Raw genomic sequence first — 21,434 nt, forward strand, 5'->3', positions numbered from 1 at the left:
ATCGGCGGCGGCGGTGATCAGCTTGATTGCCGTACTGTGCCTGAAAGAGACCCGCAATACGCAGCTGTAAGTAATTGGGGCCGCGTTGCGGCCCTTCGCGGGCACGCCCGCTCCCACAGGGGTAGCGCCGAAACCTGTGGGAGCGGGCGTGCCCGCGAAGGGCTGCAACGCAGCCCCGATCGGATCAGAACTCGACCTTGACCGCCTGCGCAGCACGGGTCGCCTTGGCCCGCGCCAATTCGACCGACTCGTCACGCGCCAGGCACACGCCCATGCGGCGGGTACCGTTGATTTCCGGCTTGCCGAACAGGCGAATGGCGGTATCCGGCTCGCTCAAGGCAGCGCCCAGGTTGGCAAAGCTGGTCTGCTGCGACTGCCCCTCAGGCAAGATCACCGCCGACGCCGACGGGCCGAACTGGCGCACGGCCGGAATCGGCAGGCCAAGAATGGCACGGGCATGCAGGGCAAACTGCGACAGGTCCTGGGAAATCAGGGTCACCAGGCCGGTGTCATGCGGGCGTGGCGAGACTTCGCTGAACCACACCTGATCGCCCTTCACGAACAGTTCCACGCCAAACAGGCCACGACCGCCCAGGGCATCGGTGACCGCCTTGGCCACCCGCTGCGACTCGGCCAGTGCCTTCGGGCTCATGGCCTGCGGCTGCCACGACTCCTGGTAGTCACCCTTCTCCTGGCGGTGGCCGACTGGCTCGAGGAAGGTGGTACCGCCGACGTGGCGCACGGTCAGCAGGGTGATTTCGTATTCGAAATCGATGAAGCCCTCGACGATGACCCGGCCCTTGCCGGCGCGGCCGCCTTCCTGGGCGTAGTCCCACGACTTCTGCAGGTCGGCATCGCTGCGCAGCAGGCTCTGGCCCTTGCCCGACGAGCTCATCACCGGTTTGACCACGCACGGGTAGCCGACATCGGCCACGGCCTTGGCGTAGTCTTCGTAGGTGTCGGCGAAGTGGTATGGCGAGGTTGGCAGGTCCAGCTCTTCGGCGGCCAGGCGGCGGATGCCTTCGCGGTTCATGGTCAGCTGGGTGGCGCGGGCGGTCGGCACCACGTTGAAACCTTCGTTTTCCAGCTCGACCAGGGTGGCGGTGGCGATGGCTTCGATTTCAGGGACGATGTAGTGCGGTTTTTCGGCCTCGATCACGGCGCGCAGCGCCACGCCATCGAGCATGTTGACCACGTGGCTGCGGTGCGCCACCTGCATTGCCGGGGCATTGGCGTAGCGGTCGACGGCGATCACTTCGACGCCCAGGCGCTGCAGCTCGATCACCACTTCCTTGCCCAGCTCGCCACAGCCGCAGAGCAGTACACGGGTCGCGGTGGGCGACAAGGGGGTTCCGATACGGGTCATTTCAGGTCCTCGAAGGCGTCCGGGGCCGCACCAGGCTTGGCGCCGCCCGCTGAAAAAGGACCGCTATTCTACACCATCAACCCGCCACGGCGGCCCGCCGGGCGCGAAAAGCCATGGCCAGCCACACGGCGGTGACACCGGCGAATTTCGAGGCCATGGCGGTGCCGATCACGGCTGGGGTCAGGGCACCGATCATGCCGAAGAAGATGAAGGTGTCGACCGGGATGCTCAGTGCCGAGCTCAGCCACAGGCGGTCGCGCAGCGGTCGGCGGGTAATGCTGAACACCAACCAGTCGATCAGTTCGGAAATGAAGAACGCGGTGGCACTGGCCAGGGCGATGGCCGGTTCCGAGGTGACATAGGACAGCACCAGCGCCACCAGCATGGCGACCAGTGCACCATGGCCGAAACGGGTCTGCACCATGTCGCGCAGGATGAACACCAGGCCGCCCCATGCGGACCAGATGATGTCCAGGTGCGGCGCGCTGGAGAAAGCGTAGTTGATCAGCACTACGCTGCTGATGTAGGCAATCAGATAGAACATGGCGGGTAGTCTGTGGGCAAGCCGCACAGATTACCGCTGGCTTGTTCGTGGGTAAACCCGCGCCATCGGTACAACATCAGCTGCGAAGGCTGCGCAATGCCTGTGGGAGCGGGTTCACCCGCGAAGAATCCAACACGGTGGATGGCACCGGCTGCGCCGGTGTTCGCGGGTGAACCCGCTCCCACAGGGGGGGGCGCGTCAGCCTACAGGATGAGGCCGGCCTCCACTGCCCTTTCATGGCAACGCCTGAGCACCGCGCGGCGCTCGTCGTTGTCCATCCGCCCCCAGCGGCTGATTTCCGCCACGCTACGCTGGCAACCGGTGCAGATATCCTGCTCGTCCAGTGCACAGATGCTCACGCACGGCGAGGCCACCGGCCGCTCTACGACATCACTCATCGTCAACCACCAACTCCCGTGCATAACGCTGGGCATTGTGCACGTAATGCGCAGCACTGGCTTCGAGCATGCGCTTTTGCTGTTCGGTCAGCTCACGCACCACCTTGCCCGGCGAGCCCATCACCAGTGAACCGTCGGGAATCTCCTTGCCTTCTGCAATCAACGCATTGGCGCCGATGATGCAGTGCTTGCCGATGCGCGCGCCATTGAGGATCACCGCGTTGATACCGACCAGGCTGTAGTCGCCCACCGTGCAGCCATGCAGCATGGCGTTGTGGCCAACGGTCACGCCCTTGCCCAAGGTCAGCGGCGACCCCATGTCGGTGTGCATCACCGTGCCATCCTGCACGTTGCTGCCCTCGCCAATGTCGATCAGCTCGTTGTCCCCGCGCAGCACCGCGCCAAACCACACGCTGGCATTGGCCTGCAGGCGCACCTTGCCGATCAGCGTGGCGTTGGGTGCGGCCCAACTGGTGGGGTGGCTCTCGACCCGCAGGTCGCCCAGGCGGTATTTCATGCTTGCTCCTCAGGCTGCAACGCAGACGACGGGGTTGGCCCCGCTCAGTTTTCGATGTGACGCTCAGGGGGCTGGTGCAGGCTGATGCCGGCATCGAACAGCAGGTTGACCAGTTCGACGATCATGATCGCCGACAACCCCCAGATCTTGTATTCACCATAGCGATAGCTGGGCACATACCAACTGCGCCCCTGGTAATCGATACGGTGGGTATGGTCGCGCGGGTCCTGGCGGAAGAACTCCAGCGGCACGGTGAATACTGCCGCGATCTCGGCATCATTGGCGCGGTATTCGACAAAATCGGGGATAAGCCCGACGAATGGCGTCACTTTCAGGCCATGCAGCGAAATCAGCGGGCTGAGCGGGCCGATCACTTCCACCAGGCCGGGCGGCAAGCCGATTTCCTCTTCAGCTTCACGTAGCGCGGTGAACACCAGGTCGGGGTCTTCCGGGTCGCGGCGGCCGCCGGGAAAGGCCACTTCGCCGCCATGGGTGGACAGGCCTTTGGCGCGCAGGGTCAGGACCAGTTCGGGCGCTTCGCTGCGGGTAATGGGCAAAAGAACCGCCGCTTCGGGGAACCGTCGGTCGGTTTCCAGTGATGCGGGTTGGTGGTTGCTCATTCGGCGAAGTAGCTCGTCCAGCATTGCGCACGCTCGTATCCAAGGCCTGTCTTGCATGATGCACCAAAGGCGCGAAGCACCCAAGCCCTGTGCGCTTGCGGCGGCCCGGCCGGCGCGCCAAGATAGCCCAGAGCAAAAGGAACGACACATGAAATTCTGCAGCGCGTGCGGCCAGCCGGTCACTCAGCGGATCCCCGAGGGCGACAGCCGCCTGCGGTATGTCTGCGAGTCTTGCCAGACCATCCACTACCAGAACCCCAACATCGTCGCCGGCGTGTTGCCGACCTGGCGCAGCCAGGTGCTGCTGTGCCGGCGCGCCATCGAGCCACGCCGCGGTTTCTGGACCCTGCCTGCCGGTTTCATGGAAAACGGCGAAACCCTCGACCAGGCCGCCCGTCGCGAAACCGTCGAGGAAGCCTGCGCCCGGGTCGGCAGCATGAGCCTGTACCAGCTGTTCGACCTGCCACACATCAACCAGGTGCACGTGTTCTTCCGCGCCGAGCTGGCAGACCTTGATTTCGCGGTCGGTGTCGAAAGCCTGGAAGTGCGGCTGTTCGAAGAACATGAGATTCCGTGGGGCGAGCTGGCTTTCCGCACCGTCACTCGCACACTAGAATGCTACTATCGCGACCGCATCGGGCAGCATTACCCCATAGGCCATGAATACCTGCCGCCGATGAACGTCTCGACCACTACCTAGAAGCCTTCAGGGATACCGTTACATGCGCTGGTTGTTTGCCCTTTTCTGCCTTTGCGTTACCTCGGTGTCCCAGGCGGCCTTCACCGAGACCATCCTCCGCAAGCCCCAGCCGGCAGTGCAAGCACCCTCGCCTTCGCAGCAGGCCATGCAGCCGCTGATCGACAAGGTGCTGGTGATCAAGTCCGAGCGCCGCCTGCAGTTGATCAGCCGTGGCGAGCCGCTGAAAACCTACCGCATCTCCCTGGGCAAGCAGCCCAAGGGCGCCAAGGAACGCGAGGGCGACAAGAAAACCCCCGAGGGCCTGTACTGGCTGGACTGGCGCAAGCAGAGCGACCGCTTCAACCTGGCCATACACATCAATTACCCGAACATCACCGATGCCGCCCGTGCCACCCGTGAAGGGGTGAGTGCCGGCAGCATGATCATGATTCATGGCACACCGATCAACGACGAGTACCCGGAGTGGTACTTCCATACCCTGGACTGGACCGATGGCTGCATTGCCATGCGTAACCGCGACATGCAGGAAGTGTGGGACCTGGTGCGGGATGGGACGTTGATCGAGATTCGGCCTTGAGGTTTGTCGGAGCATTTCCGGCGCCTGCACGATCGAGCGCCGCCACTCAAGACTCAAGCCGATCACCTCCCAGCCTCCATGCAATCTCCACGCATTTCCCCTTACCAGCGCAAGTCTCGCTGCCCTGCCAATGCCTGTGGCCCAAGCCACTGCGCCCCACGTAGCAAGGGTGTCAGCGCCGCCTCCGGCTGCAACTCGAACACTACCTGCGCCCGGCGCCCTGGCAGGTCGGCATCCACAGCCAGTTGATGCTGCCCCTGCTGCACCAACTGCCCGCGCAGGCGCCAGCCGCGCTGGCAGTCCATCTCCAGCCAGCCCTGCCCCAGGCCGAGCGACCAGGGCTCGCTCAGGGCAAGGTCGGTTACCGTTATGCGGCCTTCACTGGTAAGGCATTGGCGCCCTGCCCCCTGAATTCGCAATGCCCCCTGCCACTGACCCGCCAGGCGATAATCCGTCGGAACGGTCGCCTGGGCGCCCACCGCAGAGGCGTCGAGCCGCCAGCGCCAAGGCCAGCCCTCGGCACGCAACTGCCAGGCCTGGCCCTGAAAGCCCAACTGCGCATTCGCCTGCAAGCGCCAAGGCTGCACCGTCCAGTGCAAAGGCCCGACCGGGCCCAACTGTCGGGCCTGGCCTTGCCACAGGCTGCCACTGGCGTCACGCATTGGCAGGCCGAACGCACGCACCACCCAATTGGCCGGAAGCTCAACCACTACCGACAGCACGAATACCAGCACAACCCACGCCATGCCCTTGCGGCTCATGGCTGCACCACCAGGTTGAAGCGCAGGCCCTTGGCATCCTGCTCCAGCCCCCATTGCAGTAGCTGGGCACCTTCTGCACGCAGGCTTTGCAACCAGCCTTGCAGCACGCGCTCGTCGGCCACCTGCCCATGCAGTTGCCAGGTTTTGTCGTGCGCATCGACCTCGGCCAGTTCGATCTGCCGCGCCTGAGCCGACTGGCGTAGCCGCTCCAGGTTCAACCCCGGGCGGCGCTGCAGGCTGGCGGCCTGTTCGGCCAGCCCGCGCCACTGGCTGAGCTCGCGCCATTGCGCAAGGCCTGCGCGCAGGGCAAGGAAGGCCAGCAACAAAGCAATCAGTGCCCAGGCGAACTTCAGACGATGACGCTGTAGCCAGTCCCGGTTCATGAGGCCGCTCCCAGGTCGAACACCACTTGGCCATCTTGCACCTGGACGGAGGCCCCGGCAGCTGTAGCCATGTCGCTCCATGGCGGCGCACTGCCCTCGCCCTCCAGCCGCAGGTGCCAGCGCTGGCCATCGAAGCGCACCGCTTGCAGGCGCCAGCCGGGGTGCTCACGCAACCAAGCCTGCAACGTCGCCTGCAGGTCGTCGAGCTGGCGCGTGCGCAGTTGCTGCTGCAGTTCGGTTTCGCGCAGGCGCTTGAGGGCCTGCGCGGCGTGCCGCGGGCTGGCCTGCTCACCGGTCACGGCGATGACCTGACTGCGCCAGCGTTGCGCCTGGCCCCACTGCGTGCTCAACCACAGCCCGCCCCAGATGGCAGCCAGTACCAGGCAGGCAGCGAGCAGCCGTTGCTGCGGCCGGGAAACCGCCGGCAGCGGGCGCACCTTGCGGGTACGCTCGAACAGGCCGGGCAATGTATCGAGCGGTACCAACGTACTTGGCCAGTCGCCGCTCAGCGAGACCTTTTGCAGCGCCGCCCACGGTTGCCGTGGCACCTCGCCCAGTCCCTCCGGCCAGGCCAGCCAGTGCTCCTGCCCGTCTTCGGCCAGCCCTTTGTACAAGGACATGCCGGGTGTGCGCTGCCATTGCCAGGCATAGCCCGCCTCAGGGGGCGGCAGCAGCTGCAGCTCCGCCCAGCAGCGCGCCACCTGCAAGCCCCATTCGGCACACTGCCCGCGCCAGTCGTCCAGTTGCTGACGGGCCACCACCAGTAACCGCAGATGGCCAGGCTCGCGAGCCAGGCAGGCGCATGTCACCTCATCGATGGCCTGCAGCAGGCGGTCTTCGAGCAACAGCGGCCATTCTTCACGTTTGAGGCCGGGCGGTGCCGGCACGCGGAAATGGCTGCAGGCCTGGGCAGGCAGGACCAACGCCACACGGGCCGGCAGGTTCGCCGGGGGCTCGCCCTGGCCTTGGCGTTGCACAAGGTCGCCCTCGACCAGCGCCCAGTGCCAGACAACGCCCGGTCGCAGCAACAGCCATGTCTGGGCCGGGCTGCGCCGCCGCCATTCAAACTTCATGAGCGCCCCCACGGGAGGGCGAAGGTGCAGACATAGGGTGCTCCGTCACGCTGCAGCTCCAGACGCACGCCACGGCCGGGGTGCGCAGGTTGGTCGGAAGGCCAGGCCAGCCAGCGGCCGCCCTGGTAATAAAGAACATTCATGGCACTGACCCGATCGAGCCGTTCGCGCTGGACCCAACCTGGGGCGGCGGCGGCGTAAAGGTCGGCCGAACTTTCCAGCAGCAGGCGCTGCTCGCGTGCCTCGAAGCGCAGGCGCTGGCGTTGCAGGCGCGAGCCGCCTTCGGCTTCCGGCAGGCCGGTGGTGGCGACCCAGAGCAACTGGTTGCTTGCCGGTTGCCAGTCCAGCCAGCGGCTGGCCAGGGGCAGGCGCTGGTCGTAGACACGGCGCATCACCGGGCTGTCGAAGCGACGCTCCAGGGCCAGGCAGAAGTCCAGCACCGAGGTTTCCCGGGTGGTGACCTGCAGGCGTTCGCGGACCTTGAGCCAGCCGTTGACCAGGGCGGCGAGCATGATGCCGAGCACGGCGGTAAGGGCCAGGGCAACCATCAGCTCGATCAGGGTCAGGCCGGCCTGGCGGCGCTTCGTGGGCAGGATACCGGGCTGACGGGTATACGCCGTCCCTGTGGGAGCGGGTTCACCCGCGAACACCGGCGAAGCCGGTGCCACACACCGCGGTGCCTGCTTCGCGGGTAAACCCGCCCCCACAGGGACCGCACAAGCTTCAGGATTTCTGTAACTCATGGCCGCTCCAGGAATACGGTGTACTGGCCCAGCGGCAGGCGCTGGTCGCGGTCGGCGAACAGCAGCAGTTCGCCACGGCGCAGGTCGCGTACGCCGGTGCGGCGCAGTTGCAGTTGCCAGTGGCAGCGCTGGCCACCCTGGCTCAGTTCACCGCCAACCTGGTTTGCAGCTGGCCAGTACTGCTCGACGGCAAAGCGGGTTTGCAGTTCGCGCGCACACAGCAGGCCAAGGCGGTGCTGTTGCAGGTTGTCCTGCACCGCCAGGCGCTGGCGCAGAACCTGGCTGGTGATCACCGCCAGCACTGCGGCGATCGCCAGGGCCACGGTCACTTCCAGCAGGGTGAAGCCACGCTGATGCTGCTTCATGGGGCAACCACCACCTGCAAGCGGCCAGCGCGGCTCCAGGCCCATTGCTGGCTGCCATCGGCCCAGCGCCAGCGCACATTGCCCGGTTGCGCCCAGCCATGCGGGGTGAACAGCAGGCGCGGCTGCGGGCTGGCCGGCCAGTCCGGGTGCAGGCCCTTGGGCCAGTCGCCGAGGGCGACGGCTTCGACCACCCAGCCATTGCCCTCGCGCCGGACGAACTCCGGGCGCTGGCCATTCCAGCGCAGCCCGCGCAGTTGCCCGGCATGCCGAGCCAGCGCGGCCTGTGCCCGGGTCTCGGTCGCCAGCCGTTGCAGGGCCTGATCGACACTGGCCTGGCTGTTGCCGAACCCAGCCACCGCCAGCCCGGTCATCAGCCCGGCGATGGCCAGCACCACCAGCAACTCGATCAGGCTGAAGCCCCGCTGACAACGCACCCGTTACAGCTCCCAGTTACCCAGGTCGGCATCCTGGCCTTCGCCGCCCGGCTGGCCATCGGCGCCCAGCGAGTACACGTCGACCCGGCCATGTTCGCCGGGCATGCGGTACTGGTATGGGGTGCCCCACGGGTCTTCCGGCAGGCGGCGCACGTAGCCGTCACTGCGCCAGGCCCGTGGCAGCGGTTCCTGGGCCGGCTTTTTCACCAGCGCGGCCAGGCCCTGTTCGCTGCTGGGGAAACGCAGGTTGTCCAGGCGATACATGTCCAGCGCCTGCTCCAGGGTGGCCAGGTCGGCCATCACCTTCTGCTTCATGGCCTTGTCCTGGTTGCCCAGCACGCTGGGCGCAACCACGGCGATCAGCAAGCCGATGATGAAGATCACCACCATGATTTCCATGAGGGTGAAACCGCGCTGGCGGTTACGTCGATGCTGCATGGCAGTACTCCTTGTCGTCACAGTTGCAGGCCCTGGTTGAGTTGCATGATCGGCAGCAGCACCGCCAGCACGATGAACAGCACCACGGCGCCCATCACCAGGATCATCAGGGGTTCGAACAGCGCCATGGCGGTATCGACCTGGCGGGCAAAGCCGCGCTCCTGGTCGTCGGCCACGCGCTCGAGCATGTCGGCCAGGGTGCCGCTGGCCTCACCGCTGCCGACCATGTTCACCAGCAGCGGCGGGAATTGCTGGCTGGCATCCAGCGCGCGGTGCAGGCTGGTGCCGCCCTGCACCTGCTGGCGCACCTGCTCCATGGCCAGACGGATACGCCGGTTGCCGACAGTTTCAGTGGCCACTTGCAGGGCTTCGAGCAGGGCCACACCGCTGCCGCTGAGAATCGCCAGGCTGCGTGCCAGGCGCGCGCTTTCCAGCACCTGCAGCAGGCTGCCAATGTGTGGCAGGCGTAGCAGCAACTGGTCGCGGCGCAGGCACCAGTACGGCTTGCGCAACAACCAGCCGCCGAGCACTCCGAGCAGCAGGGCCAGCGCCAACAGCCAGGGCCCGGCCTGCACCAGCCCTTGGCTCAGACCGATCAGCAGCGATGTAATGAGCGGCAGGCTCTGCCCGGCGTGGGCGAACTGTTCGGTGAGCTTGGGCACGACGAAGGTCATCAGGCCTACTACCACGGCGAGTGATACCCCCATCAAAACGGTGGGGTAGATCAGCGCGGTACGTGCCTTGTGCTGTTGTCGTTGTACCTGCTCCAGGTGGTCGGCGAGGCGGGTCAGCACCTGGGCCAGGCGCCCGGAGCGCTCGCCGGCCTCGACCAGCGCGCAATACAGGCCGGTGAACGGTGCCCCCTGACGGGCCAGGCTGCGGGCCAGGCCCAGGCCTTCGGCCAACGAGCCGCGCAAGGCCACCAGCACACTGTGCAGGGCGGGCTGGCGCAGTTGCCGTTCCAGGGTAGCCAGGGCGTCGACCAGAGGGATGCCGGCACCGGTCAGGGTGGCCAGCTGACGAGTCAGTTCGCACAGCTGGGCGCGGCTCAGGCGCTGGCGCCGGGGTTGCCGGGTGCCGGCTTCGTGACGCTGCAACCGGCGAGCGAACAGGCCCTGCTCGCGCAACAACTGACGGGCATGACGTTCGCTGTCGGCCTGCAAGCTGGCCTTGTGGGGCTTGCCGGCGAGATCGACGGCCTGGTAGCGATAGGTCGGCATGGCTCAGCCCTGCACCACACGCAGTACTTCGGCAAAACTGGTCTCGCCACGGGCCAGGCAGCCGCTGGCCATCGCCACCAGGCTCTGCCGGCGTTCGGCCAGGTAGTCCTGCATGGCCAGTTCACTGGCGCCGTCGTACAGCAGGCCGATCAGCCCGGCGTCCAGTTCGATGAATTCATACAGGCCCAGGCGCCCGACATAACCGCTGCCCTGGCACTGCTCGCAGCCCACTGCGTGGTAGCTGCTGCCCAGTGCCGCCAGCTCGGGCCACAGGTCACGTTCCGCCGGTTGCAGTGGGTGCGCCACGGCGCAACTGCACAAGCGCCGCACCAGGCGCTGGGCCAGTACGCCGCGCAGGCACGAGGCGATCAGGAACGGCTCGACGCCCATGTCACGCAGGCGGGTCACCGCGCCCACCGCACTGTTGGTGTGCAGTGTGGATAACACCAGGTGGCCGGTGAGGCTGGCCTGCACGGCGATCTGCGCGGTCTCCTGGTCGCGGATTTCGCCGAGCATGATCACGTCCGGGTCCTGGCGCAGGATGGCGCGCAGGCCACTGGCGAAGGTCAGCCCGGCACGCGGGTTGATGGCGGTCTGGCCGATGCCGGCGATGGCGTATTCCACCGGGTCCTCGACGGTGAGGATATTGCGGCTGCCGTCGTTGAGGCTGTTGAGGCTGGCGTACAAGGTAGTGGTCTTGCCCGAACCGGTCGGCCCCGTGGATAGCACGATACCGTTGGGCCGCGCCAGGCAGCTGCGCAGGCCCTGCAACACCGCTGCCGGCATGCCCAGGTTGCCTAGCGCCAAAAGGCTGGCCTGCTTGTCGAGCACACGCATCACCACCCGCTCGCCATGGATGCCGGGCAGGGTCGAAACGCGCACATCCACTTCACGCCCCGCCGCACGCAGGGTGATACGGCCATCCTGGGGCTGGCGCTTTTCGGCGATGTCCAGGCGCGCCATGACCTTGATCCGCGACACCAGCATGGCCGACAGTGCACGCGGTGGGCGCAACACTTCGCGCAGGTGACCATCGATCCGCAGGCGCACCACCAGGCTCTGCTCGAAGGTTTCTATATGAATGTCCGAGGCGCGCAGGCGCAGGGCCTGGCCGAACAGGCCGTTGATCAGGCGGATTACCGGAGCTTCGTCGTCGCTTTCCAGCAGGTCCTCGATGCGCGGCATTTCGCTCATCAGGCTGTCCAGGTCGACATGGTCACCAATGCCTTCGATCAGCGCCTCGGTGGCGGCATCACCGGCCTGGTACAGCTGGCCAAGGCGTTCGTCGAACAGCGCAGGCTCCAGGTATTCGAGCAGGCTGGGCTGGCCGTACACGCGCAACAGCTCCTGCAACTGGGCACTGTCGGCGTCGCGCCGCAGCCACAGCTGCCAGCCCTGCTCCGCCGGGGCCATGGCCACCCCGCTCTGCCGTGCCTGGCGATAAGGCAGCATCACCAGGTACCGCCTTCCAGCCGTGCGCGGCTGGAGGGAAACACTTGCAGCAGCGGCGTAGCACCTTGTGCATCAGCCAGGTCAGGCAATTGCAGCGGCGTGGTCTGCTGCAAGGTGCGGTACTTGGCTTCGCTGAGCCCGGCCAGGCTCGGCCCGTCACGCAGGATGCGCGGGCGAATGAACACCATCAGGTTCTGCTTGGTGTTCTTGGTGGCGTCGGAGCGGAACAGCCGGCCCAGGTAAGGGATATCGCCTAGCAGCGGCACGCGCTGGTCGCTGGTGCTCAGTTCGTCGCTGATCAGGCCGCCGAGGATCACCAGGCCGTTGTCCTCGACCATGACCTTGGTCTTGATCTCGCGCTTGTTGGTGATCACGTCGCTGGCAGCGGTTGACTCGGCAATCGATGACACCTCCTGGACAATATCCAGGCGCACGCTGTTGTCGATGTTGATCTGCGGCTTGATGCGCAGCTTCACCCCGACCTCCTTGCGCTCGATGGTCTGGTACGGGTTGGCGTTGCTCTGCGTCACCGAACCGGTGACGAAGGGCACCTCCTGGCCAACCAGGATCGACGCCTCGGCGTTGTCCAGAGTCAGCAGGGTGGGCGTGGACAGCAGGTTGAAGCCGCTCTTGCCCTTCAGCGCATTGACCAGCATGGCGAAGTTGAAACCGCCACCGAAATGGCCGATACCCGCCATGGCGCCGGTGGTGCTGGACAACAGGTCGCTCAGGGCCTCGTTGTCGCCACTGGCGGCGGCCCCGGCGATGTTGGCGATGTTCACCCCGTTGCTGCCGAAATTGACAATGCCGGCACCGAACTTCTCGTCGGCGAACAGCCACTGCACACCCAGTTCCTGGGCGCTGCTGTCGGACACCTCGGCGATGATCGCTTCCACCACGACCTGGGCACGGCGAATGTCCAGCTGCTCGACGATGGCGCGGTAGGCGGCCAGCTCGCTGTCGGGGCCGACCATGACCACGGCGTTGGTGCCTTCTTCGTATTCCAGGCGGATGCCCGAGCCGCCGGCAGCAGCCACCACGGGCCGGTACTTGCCCTCGCCTTCGCCCGCACCTTCAGCGGGCGCCATGCCTTCCTGGCTGAGCCCGCGCAACACCTTGACCACTTCGCCAGCATTGGCATGCCGCAGGTAGATGACCTGAGTACTGCCGTTGCCGGGTGTCTCCTGGGGGCGGTCGAGCTGGCGCAGCAAGCTGGCGATACGTTCCAGGTTGCTGCGCCAGTCGGTAACGACCAACTGGTGCGCCGCCGGGTAAGGTGTGATCACACCGACCCGAGGGTCGATCAGAGGCTTGAGAATGCCCAGCACCTGCTCGCTGGCGGCGTTGCGCACATTGAATACCCGAGTAGCCACGCTGTCGCTGCCTTCCCCCTGCTGCCCTCCGGCCTCCACCGGCACGGGTTCCAGGCGAGCGGCCTGGTCGGGAACGATCTTCACGCTGCCGTTGGGCAGGTCGACAGTGGCGTAGCCCTGGGCGCGCAACTGGGCCAGGAAGATGTCGTAGATGGCATCGGCGTCGTGCAGGTCGACGGTGCGCACGGTGACCTTGCCCTTGACTCGGGGGTCGACAATGAAGGTGGTCCCGGTGATGCGCGACACGCTATCGATGAACTCGCCCAGTTCGGTGTCGACGAAGTTGACCTCGTACAGGGGCGTGCCGTTGTCATCGAACACCGGCTCTTCGGCACAGGCCATGGACAGGGTCAGGCTCAGCACGGTCGCCACGCAATATCTAACAAGCATCGTTCATCCTTGCCGCTTGAAGCCGGTCACGGCGGGGCGTGGCGGCCAGGGCAGGCGCTCACGCCGCCCCTGGTTGTTGAAAATCAGGCCATCGCTGTCGATGTCCTGCAGCACGATCCCTGGCGCCAGGCGCTGGCCGCGGGCCAAAGTGCGCACCTGCTCGCCATAGCGCAGCACTACCACGCTGGAGGCCAGCGGCTGGGCCTTGAGGCCGCCGAGGTATTGCAGCGGCAAGTGGGTGATGGCGATGGCACCGTCGTCGACGGGTACCTGCCAATGGCCGACCATCAAGCCAGGCAGCGGCTTGTTGGCCGCTGCGGGCGCAGTGGCAGGTTGCGGCTGGCGGCCCAGTTGCAGCACGCACTGGGCGGCCAGCCATCCGGCCAGGGTCAGGCCGGCGCCAGTCAGCAGGCGCGAGGCGAGCATCACGAGGCCAGCTGCCTTGGGTGCCAGCCCGGGTGCCCCTGTACGTAGCGCACTTCGGGCAGTTGCAGCGGCACCAGTTGCCAGTCGGCCGGCTGCCGGGCGAGCCAGGCTTCGACCCGTTGCCACAGCGGCTCGCCAGCCTGGGTTTCGAATTGCAGGCCAAAGGTGCGGCACAGGCCCTGCACCGGCTCCAGGCCACTGATGCGCTTGCCTTGCGGGCTGTAGCTGACACGCCAGGCCTGGCCCTGCCAGCGCGGCAGGTCCTGGCTGTTGTCCAGCAGCAGCGGGTCGCCGAACAGTTGCTCCGCGGCGTTTTCCAGCACTTGCTCGACCTGCCGGGCCGGCGCTTCGACCACCGGTGCCGGGTAGCCACCGGTGAGACTGATCAGGTGTTCACGGGTGATGGCCGCCCCGGCGGGCAGCGGGTAGTCATAACGCAGGCCCGGCAGCAGCACTGGCATGCTGCTGTCGTCGGCCAGGGCCTGATGCAGCAGGCGGTCCCAACTGCCGCCGCGGGTGTCGCGGCGCCACAGCGCCTGGGGCGCGCGGGCCAGCGGTTGGTCGAGCCAGGCCGCATGGCCGGCGCGCTGCTGGCGCAGTTCTGCCTGCAATGCCCCGACACGCTGCTGTGCGGCGGGTGCCAGCTGTTGTTCAAAGGCCGGGAAGAAACGCCCGTCGAACTGCCACAGCCCGGCCACGCGCTGGCAGCGCAGGCGAAAGGCGCCGCTGCCCCGGCACCCGGCGAACAGCACCGGCACGCGGCGGCCGCTGGCCTGGCTCACCTCGACCGGCGCCGGCCACAGGTCCTGGCCACGAGCGCACAGCAGCACGTCGATCTGCGGCACCCGCTCGGCCAGCCACAGGCCCGGCCCGGTACCGACATCGGCCATGGCCACCACCAGGTCGGCCTCGCGCCGGGCCTGTTCGAACACTGGCTGCAATGACTGGTACCACTGTTTAAGAGAGGCTTTCTGGTCCTGGGCGTAGGGGTCGGTCACGCCGACCACGGCAATACGTGCGCCGCCGCGTTCGAAGATGTGCAAGGCTTCCAGGCCCAACGCCTGACGTTGCGTGTCCGCCAGCCCGGCGCCCAGGGTAACGGCGGTAGCCTGGCGATACAGCGCCGGGCTGCGTTGTGGCCACAGCACGCGCTCGTCGCTGCTGACCCGTGCTTCGATGCCCAGCAGCTGGCTGCCCTGCAGGCCGCTTTCGCCCTGGGTCAGGTAAGCCAGGCCACTGCCATTCCAGCCTTGGCCGTTTTCCAGGGTCAGGCTGTTGCCCGCCCCAGCCTCGCCGCGCAATTGCTCCAGCAACGCCGCCAGCACCGCGTAGCCGCCCAGTTGGGCAGATGCAGCCTGGCTGGCATCGAGCAGTGGCGCCAGTCGCGGGTAGGCGATACTGGCGCTGCTGCCGGTCATCCAGGGGGCGCGGCCCAGGTGGCTGACCGGCCCCAGGCGGGTGGCCGGCACCACGGCCTGGCCAGGCTGGCGGGCATCGAGGGTATCGGCCACGTACAGCAGGTCGAGGCGGGCGTTGCCGCCCTGCTGGCCAGGGAAGGCGGAGCAGGCGCCGAGCAACGGTGCCAAGGCACCGACACCCATCCAGCCAATCACTTCGCGCCTGTGCACACTGCTTGCCATCGAACCTGCCATCCTTATCCATGTTCATTCAGGGACCCGGATGTTGCGGCGTTGGCATTACAGTTTGATGGCAGAAATCCGACAGTCATTCCAAATGGATCTGTAGGCCATGCTTCTAAGAGCGAGTTGTTTTAAAACCCCCTTAACATTTCTGCCAATGAATCATCATATTTGCGCACTAAAGTCGCGGTTTCCTCTAACTCAGCCAACATAAGGACACCCTGATGAGTCGAGATACCGGCGACAACCTGGACCGGAACCAAAGCGGCAACCTGCCGATGGCCAATGTCATGGATGCTTACCTGAGCCGCCGCAGTGTGATGCGCGGCAGCCTGGGCGCCGCCATCGCCATGATTGCCGGTACCGGCCTGACAGGCTGCTTCGACGGTGGTGGCTCCGATCACGATGATCCGGTCACCGAGCCACCCGTGACTGAGCCGGAAGTGCCGAAACTGGCACTGGGCTTCCAGTCCATCCCGGGCTCGCGCACCGACGCCTGCGTGGTTGCCGCCGGCTACAGCGCCTACGTGCTGGCGCCCTGGGGCACGCCGATCAACAGCAACGGCAACCCGTGGAAGCCCGACGGCAGCAACACCTCGACCGACCAGGCCAACGCCATGGGCATGCACCATGACGGCATGCACTTCTTCCCCATCAACGGCAGCTCCGAAGACGGCCTGCTGGCGATCAACTTCGAGTACATCGACACCGCCGCCCTGCACCCGGCCGGCCCGACCACCGATGTCAACGGCAAGCGCCCGGCCGAGGAGGTGCGCAAGGAAATCAACGCCCACGGCGCCGGCGTGGTGCGCCTGCAGAAAATCGGCGGCCGCTGGCAGGTGGTCGACAACGACCCGCTCAACCGCCGCTTCACTACCGCTTCGCGCATGGAAATCACCGGCCCGCTGCGGGGTACCGACCATGTCAAGACCAAGTATTCCACCGCCGGTACCCACTGCCGCGGCACCAACAACAACTGCGGCAACGGCTACACCCCGTGGGGCACCTACCTGACCTGTGAAGAGAACTGGCCAGGCATCTTCGTCAACAAGGGCACCCGCCCCGAAGACCAGCGCCGCATTGGCGTGGGCACTTCCAGCGGCCAGTACAAGTGGGAAACCGCAGCCGGTGACAGCAGCGAGGTGGCCGACGAGTTCGCCCGTTTCGATGTCACCGTCAAAGGCGCCAGCGCCACCGACGACTACCGCAACGAAGCCAGCACCTACGGCTACATCGTTGAAATCGACCCGTACAACAGCAGCACCCTGGCCACCAAGCGCACCGCGCTGGGCCGCTTCCGCCACGAAGGCTGCGCCCCAGGCCTGCCCGTCGCCGGCAAGCCGCTGGTGTGGTACATGGGTGACGACTCGAACAACGAGTACCTGTACAAGTGGGTGTCCACCGCCGTGTGGGACGCCGCCGACGCCACCCCGGCCGACCGCCTGGCCACCGGCGCCAAGTACCTCGACCAGGGCAAGCTGTACGTGGCCCGCTTCAATGCCGACGGCACGGGTGTATGGCTGTTGCTGGACGTGGCCACCGCCACCACTGGGGGTAGCACCCTGGGCGCGCTGTTTGGCGACCTGCCGGGCATCATCCTCAACACCCGTGGTGCCGCCGATGCCGTGGGCGCAACGCCGATGGACCGCCCGGAGTGGACCACGGTCAACCCGCTCAACGGCGACGTGTACCTGACCCTGACCAACAACAGCGCGCGCACGCCAGAAAAGGCCGATGCAGCCAACCCGCGCGGCCCGAACCGTCACGGCCACATCATCCGCTGGCACGACAGCGACGACCAGCTGAGCTTCACCTGGGACATCTTCGTGTTCGGCGCCAACGCTGCCGGCACCGCCGACATCAACCGCTCCGGCCTGACCGAACTGAACCAGTTCGCCAGCCCGGACGGCATGAGCTTCGATAGCCGTGGCGTGCTGTGGTTCGAGACCGACAACGGCGAGAGCACCGTGACCGACTACACCAACGACCAATTGCTGGCGGTGATCCCTACCCAACTGGTGGATGCCAGCGGCAAGCAGGTGCCGGTGAACGCGCAGAACCAGGTGGACCTGCGCCGCTTCTTCGTCGGGCCGAACGAGTGCGAAGTGACCGGGATTACCTTTACCCCGGACAACAAGACACTGTTCGTCAACATCCAGCACCCGGGTAACTGGCCGTATACCGACAAGGCCACCGATGCCACCCCGGCAGGCACCACGGTAAGGCCGCGGGCTGCGACGGTGGTGATTCAGCGTATCGATGGTGGGGAAATCGGGACTGTCTGACCGATCTTCCCACAAGAGTCGCTTTGCGGCCCTATCGCGACATAAGGCTGTTCCTATAGAGGTTATGCAATCCTTTGTAGGAACGGCCACCTGATAATTCTGCCAGTAGACAGCCGCCAGTCTGTAGAAAATCATTCCACCACCTACGACTCCGCGGCCCAAGCATATGCAACTAACAACGCTCCAGCCAAAAAGGAAAAACTTTTTCTTTCAAGGTGACCAATTGGTTTGCCAAGCAAGTGACAGCACACGTCACCTGCTCTGGGCCAATGGTATTGCATTAGCAGAACTGGATACAAAAAGAACAACCAGTCAAATCTTGCAGTCTGACAATGCAAACACCGCATTGCGCGGTATTCCTGGCAGCACGCAGCAGAACTATTCACCCTATGGTTTCCTGCACACAGCTCCATCAGCACATCTTGTTGCCTTCAGCGGGCAGCGGCTTGATAGAATGCTGGACTGTTATGCACTCGGCAATGGACACCGATTCTACAGCCCCAGATCAGGGCGATTTCTCCAACCTGATACTCAGTCTCCATTTCGCAAGGGCGGGCCTAACGGCTACTGCTATTGCCAGAACGATCCCATCAACCGGAATGACCCAAGTGGACAATGGTGGGAATGGCTGAAGCGGGGAGTAAATTGGCTGACCGGTCAGCTTCCAACTCTTTCTGTAGATAGACCACAGCTACGTATCGGAGGAAGCAACTGGCAAAGCTCAAATTTACGAATAAACTTACATAGAACCGTACAAACACCAGCACCGGCCTCACCTCATATTTCTCTACACATTGATGACCTCGAGTTTGCTGCAACGATAGGAAACAATATCATTAATAGCCCCAAAGTGCTGGAGCCCTTATCAACCACAGTGGTTAACCGCGTCGAAAATTTTGCCGCCGGCGTTACAGCTGCTTATGTAACACACCATGCGACAAATAGCATCGGCCTCGCTTTGGCCGCCCAAATCTCAACCCAGCTTTATCTCGAAAGAGGAGCCGTCGAAGCATCTATATCGACCATTCGAGGCAGACCGCCTGAAGATCTCTTTCATATGATTAACCGTAATTAGACTTGTTTTTACAGTTCAGAGGGGCTGTCGCAACCCCTTGGTATACCGGTGGCAAGCAGATGCCGGTAAACGCAAGACCAGATAGCGGGGAGATTAGATCGGCGTACAGGGGCCGCTTTGCGGCCCCGGCTATTTAAAGCTTTACCAGGCCATCGGCTCGCGGCTGCGCACCCGCACCTGCTGCGCCGGCACCCGGGCATGCCATTGCACCACCCCCAGTGCCTCCACCTGGAACTCGCTGCGTATCACCCGCCCTTCCTCCGCGAACGACAGCTGCAACAGGAAATACCCACTGTTCAACAGCAGCCCTTCGCTCAACCGTTCGAAGGTTTCGTCATCCACTGCCCCCAGCGCCTGGCGTAACGCAGCTGCATCCACATACCCCGACGCCGGCCGGCCGCCGATAATGCGGCTGAGCAACGAGCGCGGATAACGCCCTTCATACAGCGCCTCCAGCAACGGCAGATGCTCCAGCCCCAGGGCATTGGCATTCAGCCGCCAACCAGTGGTCTGCGGCAAGGCACACAGCATCGGGTAACGGCTCTGGCGGCTGGCGTCCGGCTCGAGTAGCAGGTTCAGCTCGCTGGTATCGAGCATCGGCTGGTTGGCCGCCAGGCGCGGTGGTTGCTGGCGCAAATACTGGGCGCTTTCGGCGCCCTGCAGGCGGGCATCGCTGTCGGCATCGAGCCAGTCAGCCAAGGCATCGACCAGGCGCTCGGCAGCCATGTCGTCACCCAGCAGATAACGCAACTGGCGCGCGGCACGCTCGCCATCAGCGCCGAGCAGCGCATTGACGTTGAAGCAGGTGTGCTGGTCGCGCACCCGCAACTGCGCCTGGCCAGCGCCAAAATCATAGTTCAGCGGCTGCCCGCGCAAGGCCTGCCAGAACAGCGGGCTAAGCCGCCAGCTGGGGTCACGCAGGGCCTGCTCGGCATAGGCCAGGCCGGCCTGTTCCATCGCCCGCGCTTGCACCCGCTGGTGCAACAGGCGCACGTCTTCGACCTGGCGCCGGCCATCTTCCACCAGCCAGGCCATGCCCGCCGCCAGCATCGCCAGCACCACCATCACCATCAGCAGGGCCACGCCCCGCTGTTGCCTGCCACCCATCCTTGCCTGCCTCTGTCGCCGAATAAAGACGCCAGTCAACACGCCAGGTGTTGCAGGTAGATGGCAGTGACCGTTCGTCATGTGCACGTCATCTACGCGAGGCAGGATTGCCCTTCCTTTTCATGACCTTACAGGAGTGGTCGCAATGGGTGGCATTGGAATCTGGCAACTGGTGATCGTACTGCTGATCGTATTCCTGCTGTTTGGTACCAAGCGCCTCAAGGGCCTGGGTAGCGATGTGGGCGAGGCGATCCAGGGCTTTCGCAAGTCCATGGGCGGCGACAATGACGCCAACGCCCCTGGCCAGGCGCACGTACAGCAGCAGGCCCCGCTGGCTGGCCAGGCGCACGTACAGCAGCAGGCCCCGCTGGCTGGCCAGGCCACGCAACAGCCTCAAGCGGATCGTCAGGCCTGATGTTCGAGGTAGGCTTCAGCGAGTTGCTGCTGGTCGGCATCGTCGCGCTACTGGTGCTGGGCCCGGAACGTCTGCCGGTGGCGGCGCGCACGCTTGGCCGTGGCCTGGGCCAGGCGCGCCGGGCCATGCACGCCTTGCGCACGCAGGTGGAGCGGGAGATCGACCTGCGCGCTGTCGAGCTACCCAATCTCGACAGTGCGCCTTTGCAGCGCCTGGAACAGGAGATCCGCCAGGGCATCAGCCTGAACGCGGAGCCGGCCAATGATGCGGCTACGGTTGCTTCCCCCAAGGAAAACGCTACATGAGTATTGCCATGGACCCGGCGGCGAGCATGCCGCTGACCGAACACCTGCGCGACCTGCGCAAACGACTGGTGCGTTGCCTGGCACTGGTGGCGCTGGTGTTCGCCGGGCTGTTCCCCTTCGCCCAGACGTTGTACACGCTGATTTCCGAACCGCTGCGGCGCTTCTTGCCGGAAGGCGCGAGCATGATCGCCACCAGCGTCACTTCGCCGTTCCTGACGCCGTTCAAGCTGACCGCGATGTGCGCACTGTTCGTGGCCATGCCGCTGCTGCTGCACCAGGCCTGGGGCTTTCTGGCGCCGGGGCTGTACCGCCGTGAACGGCGCATTGCCCTGCCGCTGCTGGTGTCGAGCATCGTGCTGTTCTATGCCGGCATGGCCTTCGCGTTCTTCCTGGTGTTCCCGATGATGTTCGGCTTCTTCGCCAGCGTGACACCGGAAGGCGTGGCGATGATGACCGATATCAGCCAGTACCTGGACTTTATCCTGGCGCTGTTCCTGGCGTTCGGGCTGGCGTTCGAGATCCCGGTGGCGACGTTTATCGTGGTCTGGGTGGGGTTGGCCGATGTGGCCACGTTGCGGCGCAGCAGGCCCTACGTGATCGTCGGCTGCTTTGTGGTGGGGATGATCCTGACGCCGCCGGATGTGTTTTCGCAGACGATGCTGGCGGTGCCGATGTGGGTGCTGTTCGAGGTGGGGTTGCTGGCTTGTGGGTGGCTGAAGCGGCCCGGGCAGGGCAAGGAGATTGTGCCTGGATTGTAAGGCCTCTTCGCGGGTGAACCCGCTCCCACAGGGATCGCACAATATCCGAGGGTTGTGCGATCCCTGTGG

25 protein-coding genes are annotated in these 21,434 nt (G+C 65.2%); 7 read left to right on the top strand and 18 right to left on the bottom strand.

What is annotated here, in order from left to right; all coding sequences use genetic code 11:
• Positions 1–184: 184 nt before the first annotated feature.
• The 5 genes from purT to J5M71_RS20265 form a co-directional block, all read right to left on the bottom strand.
• Positions 185–1,366, bottom strand: a complete 1,182-nt coding sequence (gene purT, locus J5M71_RS20245) for a formate-dependent phosphoribosylglycinamide formyltransferase (protein WP_063911450.1) — start codon at positions 1,364–1,366, stop codon at positions 185–187.
• Positions 1,367–1,442: 76 nt separating this feature from the next.
• Complete coding sequence (locus J5M71_RS20250) at positions 1,443–1,910, bottom strand: VUT family protein (RefSeq protein ID WP_010952556.1); 468 nt, start codon at positions 1,908–1,910, stop codon at positions 1,443–1,445.
• 203 nt (positions 1,911–2,113) lie between these two features.
• Positions 2,114–2,308 (bottom strand): DUF1289 domain-containing protein, encoded by a 195-nt coding sequence (locus J5M71_RS20255; protein ID WP_207835678.1) that lies wholly within the window; start codon positions 2,306–2,308, stop codon positions 2,114–2,116.
• On the bottom strand, positions 2,301–2,825 hold the full coding sequence (locus J5M71_RS20260; protein WP_112250926.1) for a gamma carbonic anhydrase family protein: 525 nt from the start codon (positions 2,823–2,825) through the stop codon (positions 2,301–2,303). Before J5M71_RS20260 ends, J5M71_RS20255 begins: the two co-directional genes overlap by 8 nt.
• Positions 2,826–2,869: 44 nt before the next feature.
• Positions 2,870–3,469, bottom strand: coding sequence for a CoA pyrophosphatase (locus J5M71_RS20265; RefSeq protein WP_020191180.1), 600 nt, complete (start codon positions 3,467–3,469; stop codon positions 2,870–2,872).
• 124 nt (positions 3,470–3,593) lie between these two features.
• Here J5M71_RS20265 and J5M71_RS20270 point away from each other — a divergent pair, with 124 nt between their 5' ends.
• Positions 3,594–4,145: an NUDIX hydrolase gene (locus J5M71_RS20270; protein WP_063911448.1), complete on the top strand. Its 552-nt coding sequence runs from the start codon at positions 3,594–3,596 to the stop codon at positions 4,143–4,145.
• Positions 4,146–4,167: 22 nt separating this feature from the next.
• On the top strand, positions 4,168–4,722 hold the full coding sequence (locus J5M71_RS20275) for a L,D-transpeptidase family protein (RefSeq protein WP_207835680.1): 555 nt from the start codon (positions 4,168–4,170) through the stop codon (positions 4,720–4,722).
• Positions 4,723–4,823: 101 nt separating this feature from the next.
• On the opposite strand, the gene J5M71_RS20280 is transcribed toward J5M71_RS20275, so the two are convergent.
• From J5M71_RS20280 to J5M71_RS20335, 12 genes are all read right to left on the bottom strand, one after another.
• Positions 4,824–5,483 carry a general secretion pathway protein GspN gene (locus J5M71_RS20280; RefSeq protein ID WP_207835682.1) on the bottom strand — a complete coding sequence of 220 codons (660 nt, stop codon included), beginning with the start codon at positions 5,481–5,483 and terminating at the stop codon, positions 4,824–4,826.
• Positions 5,480–5,866, bottom strand: coding sequence for a type II secretion system protein GspM (gene gspM / locus J5M71_RS20285; RefSeq protein ID WP_207835693.1), 387 nt, complete (start codon positions 5,864–5,866; stop codon positions 5,480–5,482). The genes J5M71_RS20280 and gspM overlap by 4 nt, the downstream gene beginning before the upstream one ends.
• Positions 5,863–6,939, bottom strand: coding sequence for a type II secretion system protein GspL (gene gspL, locus J5M71_RS20290; protein WP_207835696.1), 1,077 nt, complete (start codon positions 6,937–6,939; stop codon positions 5,863–5,865). The genes gspM and gspL overlap by 4 nt, the downstream gene beginning before the upstream one ends.
• Positions 6,936–7,532, bottom strand: coding sequence for a prepilin-type N-terminal cleavage/methylation domain-containing protein (locus tag J5M71_RS20295; protein WP_267933469.1), 597 nt, complete (start codon positions 7,530–7,532; stop codon positions 6,936–6,938). The genes gspL and J5M71_RS20295 overlap by 4 nt, the downstream gene beginning before the upstream one ends.
• Positions 7,533–7,678: 146 nt before the next feature.
• Complete coding sequence (locus J5M71_RS20300; RefSeq protein WP_207835703.1) at positions 7,679–8,047, bottom strand: type II secretion system protein GspI; 369 nt, start codon at positions 8,045–8,047, stop codon at positions 7,679–7,681.
• Complete coding sequence (gspH, locus tag J5M71_RS20305; RefSeq protein ID WP_207835719.1) at positions 8,044–8,481, bottom strand: type II secretion system minor pseudopilin GspH; 438 nt, start codon at positions 8,479–8,481, stop codon at positions 8,044–8,046. Before gspH ends, J5M71_RS20300 begins: the two co-directional genes overlap by 4 nt.
• A 3-nt stretch (positions 8,482–8,484) precedes the next feature.
• Complete coding sequence (gspG, locus tag J5M71_RS20310; protein WP_063911442.1) at positions 8,485–8,919, bottom strand: type II secretion system major pseudopilin GspG; 435 nt, start codon at positions 8,917–8,919, stop codon at positions 8,485–8,487.
• 17 nt (positions 8,920–8,936) lie between these two features.
• A complete protein-coding gene (gene gspF / locus J5M71_RS20315) occupies positions 8,937–10,139 on the bottom strand; it encodes a type II secretion system inner membrane protein GspF (RefSeq protein WP_063911441.1) in 1,203 nt (400 codons plus the stop codon).
• 3 nt (positions 10,140–10,142) lie between these two features.
• Positions 10,143–11,591 (bottom strand): ATPase, T2SS/T4P/T4SS family, encoded by a 1,449-nt coding sequence (locus tag J5M71_RS20320; RefSeq protein ID WP_207836083.1) that lies wholly within the window; start codon positions 11,589–11,591, stop codon positions 10,143–10,145.
• The gene (gene gspD, locus J5M71_RS20325; protein ID WP_207835738.1) at positions 11,591–13,354 is read right to left on the bottom strand and encodes a type II secretion system secretin GspD; all 1,764 of its coding nucleotides are present in this window, start codon (positions 13,352–13,354) and stop codon (positions 11,591–11,593) included. Before gspD ends, J5M71_RS20320 begins: the two co-directional genes overlap by 1 nt.
• Positions 13,355–13,357: 3 nt before the next feature.
• Positions 13,358–13,783: a pilus assembly protein PilZ gene (locus J5M71_RS20330; protein WP_207835750.1), complete on the bottom strand. Its 426-nt coding sequence runs from the start codon at positions 13,781–13,783 to the stop codon at positions 13,358–13,360.
• Positions 13,780–15,420 (bottom strand): lipoprotein UxpA, encoded by a 1,641-nt coding sequence (locus J5M71_RS20335; protein ID WP_207835753.1) that lies wholly within the window; start codon positions 15,418–15,420, stop codon positions 13,780–13,782. Before J5M71_RS20335 ends, J5M71_RS20330 begins: the two co-directional genes overlap by 4 nt.
• 224 nt (positions 15,421–15,644) lie before the next feature.
• On the opposite strand from J5M71_RS20335, the gene J5M71_RS20340 reads away from it, so the two are divergent.
• Positions 15,645–17,705, top strand: a complete 2,061-nt coding sequence (locus J5M71_RS20340; RefSeq protein ID WP_207835756.1) for a PhoX family phosphatase — start codon at positions 15,645–15,647, stop codon at positions 17,703–17,705.
• Between the two features lie 166 nt (positions 17,706–17,871).
• A complete protein-coding gene (locus J5M71_RS20345) occupies positions 17,872–18,780 on the top strand; it encodes an RHS repeat-associated core domain-containing protein (RefSeq protein ID WP_207835759.1) in 909 nt (302 codons plus the stop codon).
• Positions 18,781–18,921: 141 nt separating this feature from the next.
• Here J5M71_RS20345 and gspK read toward each other — a convergent pair whose 3' ends face one another.
• The gene (gspK, locus tag J5M71_RS20350; RefSeq protein WP_207835779.1) at positions 18,922–19,887 is read right to left on the bottom strand and encodes a type II secretion system minor pseudopilin GspK; all 966 of its coding nucleotides are present in this window, start codon (positions 19,885–19,887) and stop codon (positions 18,922–18,924) included.
• Positions 19,888–20,032: 145 nt separating this feature from the next.
• Between gspK and tatA the strand changes: the two genes are divergently transcribed.
• Genes tatA through tatC form a run of 3 tightly spaced genes read left to right on the top strand, consistent with a single transcriptional unit; the run spans position 20,033 to position 21,365 of the window.
• On the top strand, positions 20,033–20,302 hold the full coding sequence (gene tatA, locus J5M71_RS20355; RefSeq protein WP_207835788.1) for a twin-arginine translocase TatA/TatE family subunit: 270 nt from the start codon (positions 20,033–20,035) through the stop codon (positions 20,300–20,302).
• Entirely contained in the window at positions 20,302–20,607 is a 306-nt protein-coding gene (gene tatB, locus J5M71_RS20360; RefSeq protein ID WP_207835791.1) for a Sec-independent protein translocase protein TatB, read from the top strand. Before tatA ends, tatB begins: the two co-directional genes overlap by 1 nt.
• On the top strand, positions 20,604–21,365 hold the full coding sequence (tatC, locus tag J5M71_RS20365) for a twin-arginine translocase subunit TatC (protein ID WP_207835805.1): 762 nt from the start codon (positions 20,604–20,606) through the stop codon (positions 21,363–21,365). Before tatB ends, tatC begins: the two co-directional genes overlap by 4 nt.
• The last annotated feature ends 69 nt before the right edge of the window (positions 21,366–21,434 follow it).

Origin of the sequence: Pseudomonas sp. 43(2021) (genome assembly GCF_017490805.1) — a bacterium.
Lineage (GTDB): Bacteria > Pseudomonadota > Gammaproteobacteria > Pseudomonadales > Pseudomonadaceae > Aquipseudomonas.

Bases quoted from the DNA above. Each gene is read 5' to 3' on its own strand.
- purT (WP_063911450.1), bottom strand. From the start codon at position 1,366: ATGACCCGTATCGGAACCCCCTTGTCGCCCACCGCGACCCGTGTACTG.
- J5M71_RS20250 (WP_010952556.1), bottom strand. From the start codon at position 1,910: ATGTTCTATCTGATTGCCTACATCAGCAGCGTAGTGCTGATCAACTAC.
- J5M71_RS20255 (WP_207835678.1), bottom strand. From the start codon at position 2,308: ATGAGTGATGTCGTAGAGCGGCCGGTGGCCTCGCCGTGCGTGAGCATC.
- J5M71_RS20260 (WP_112250926.1), bottom strand. From the start codon at position 2,825: ATGAAATACCGCCTGGGCGACCTGCGGGTCGAGAGCCACCCCACCAGT.
- J5M71_RS20265 (WP_020191180.1), bottom strand. From the start codon at position 3,469: ATGCTGGACGAGCTACTTCGCCGAATGAGCAACCACCAACCCGCATCA.
- J5M71_RS20270 (WP_063911448.1), top strand. From the start codon at position 3,594: ATGAAATTCTGCAGCGCGTGCGGCCAGCCGGTCACTCAGCGGATCCCC.
- J5M71_RS20275 (WP_207835680.1), top strand. From the start codon at position 4,168: ATGCGCTGGTTGTTTGCCCTTTTCTGCCTTTGCGTTACCTCGGTGTCC.
- J5M71_RS20280 (WP_207835682.1), bottom strand. From the start codon at position 5,483: ATGAGCCGCAAGGGCATGGCGTGGGTTGTGCTGGTATTCGTGCTGTCG.
- gspM (WP_207835693.1), bottom strand. From the start codon at position 5,866: ATGAACCGGGACTGGCTACAGCGTCATCGTCTGAAGTTCGCCTGGGCA.
- gspL (WP_207835696.1), bottom strand. From the start codon at position 6,939: ATGAAGTTTGAATGGCGGCGGCGCAGCCCGGCCCAGACATGGCTGTTG.
- J5M71_RS20300 (WP_207835703.1), bottom strand. From the start codon at position 8,047: ATGAAGCAGCATCAGCGTGGCTTCACCCTGCTGGAAGTGACCGTGGCC.
- gspG (WP_063911442.1), bottom strand. From the start codon at position 8,919: ATGCAGCATCGACGTAACCGCCAGCGCGGTTTCACCCTCATGGAAATC.
- gspF (WP_063911441.1), bottom strand. From the start codon at position 10,139: ATGCCGACCTATCGCTACCAGGCCGTCGATCTCGCCGGCAAGCCCCAC.
- J5M71_RS20320 (WP_207836083.1), bottom strand. From the start codon at position 11,591: ATGCTGCCTTATCGCCAGGCACGGCAGAGCGGGGTGGCCATGGCCCCG.
- gspD (WP_207835738.1), bottom strand. From the start codon at position 13,354: ATGCTTGTTAGATATTGCGTGGCGACCGTGCTGAGCCTGACCCTGTCC.
- J5M71_RS20335 (WP_207835753.1), bottom strand. From the start codon at position 15,420: ATGGCAAGCAGTGTGCACAGGCGCGAAGTGATTGGCTGGATGGGTGTC.
- J5M71_RS20340 (WP_207835756.1), top strand. From the start codon at position 15,645: ATGAGTCGAGATACCGGCGACAACCTGGACCGGAACCAAAGCGGCAAC.
- J5M71_RS20345 (WP_207835759.1), top strand. From the start codon at position 17,872: ATGCAACTAACAACGCTCCAGCCAAAAAGGAAAAACTTTTTCTTTCAA.
- gspK (WP_207835779.1), bottom strand. From the start codon at position 19,887: ATGGGTGGCAGGCAACAGCGGGGCGTGGCCCTGCTGATGGTGATGGTG.
- tatA (WP_207835788.1), top strand. From the start codon at position 20,033: ATGGGTGGCATTGGAATCTGGCAACTGGTGATCGTACTGCTGATCGTA.
- tatB (WP_207835791.1), top strand. From the start codon at position 20,302: ATGTTCGAGGTAGGCTTCAGCGAGTTGCTGCTGGTCGGCATCGTCGCG.
- tatC (WP_207835805.1), top strand. From the start codon at position 20,604: ATGAGTATTGCCATGGACCCGGCGGCGAGCATGCCGCTGACCGAACAC.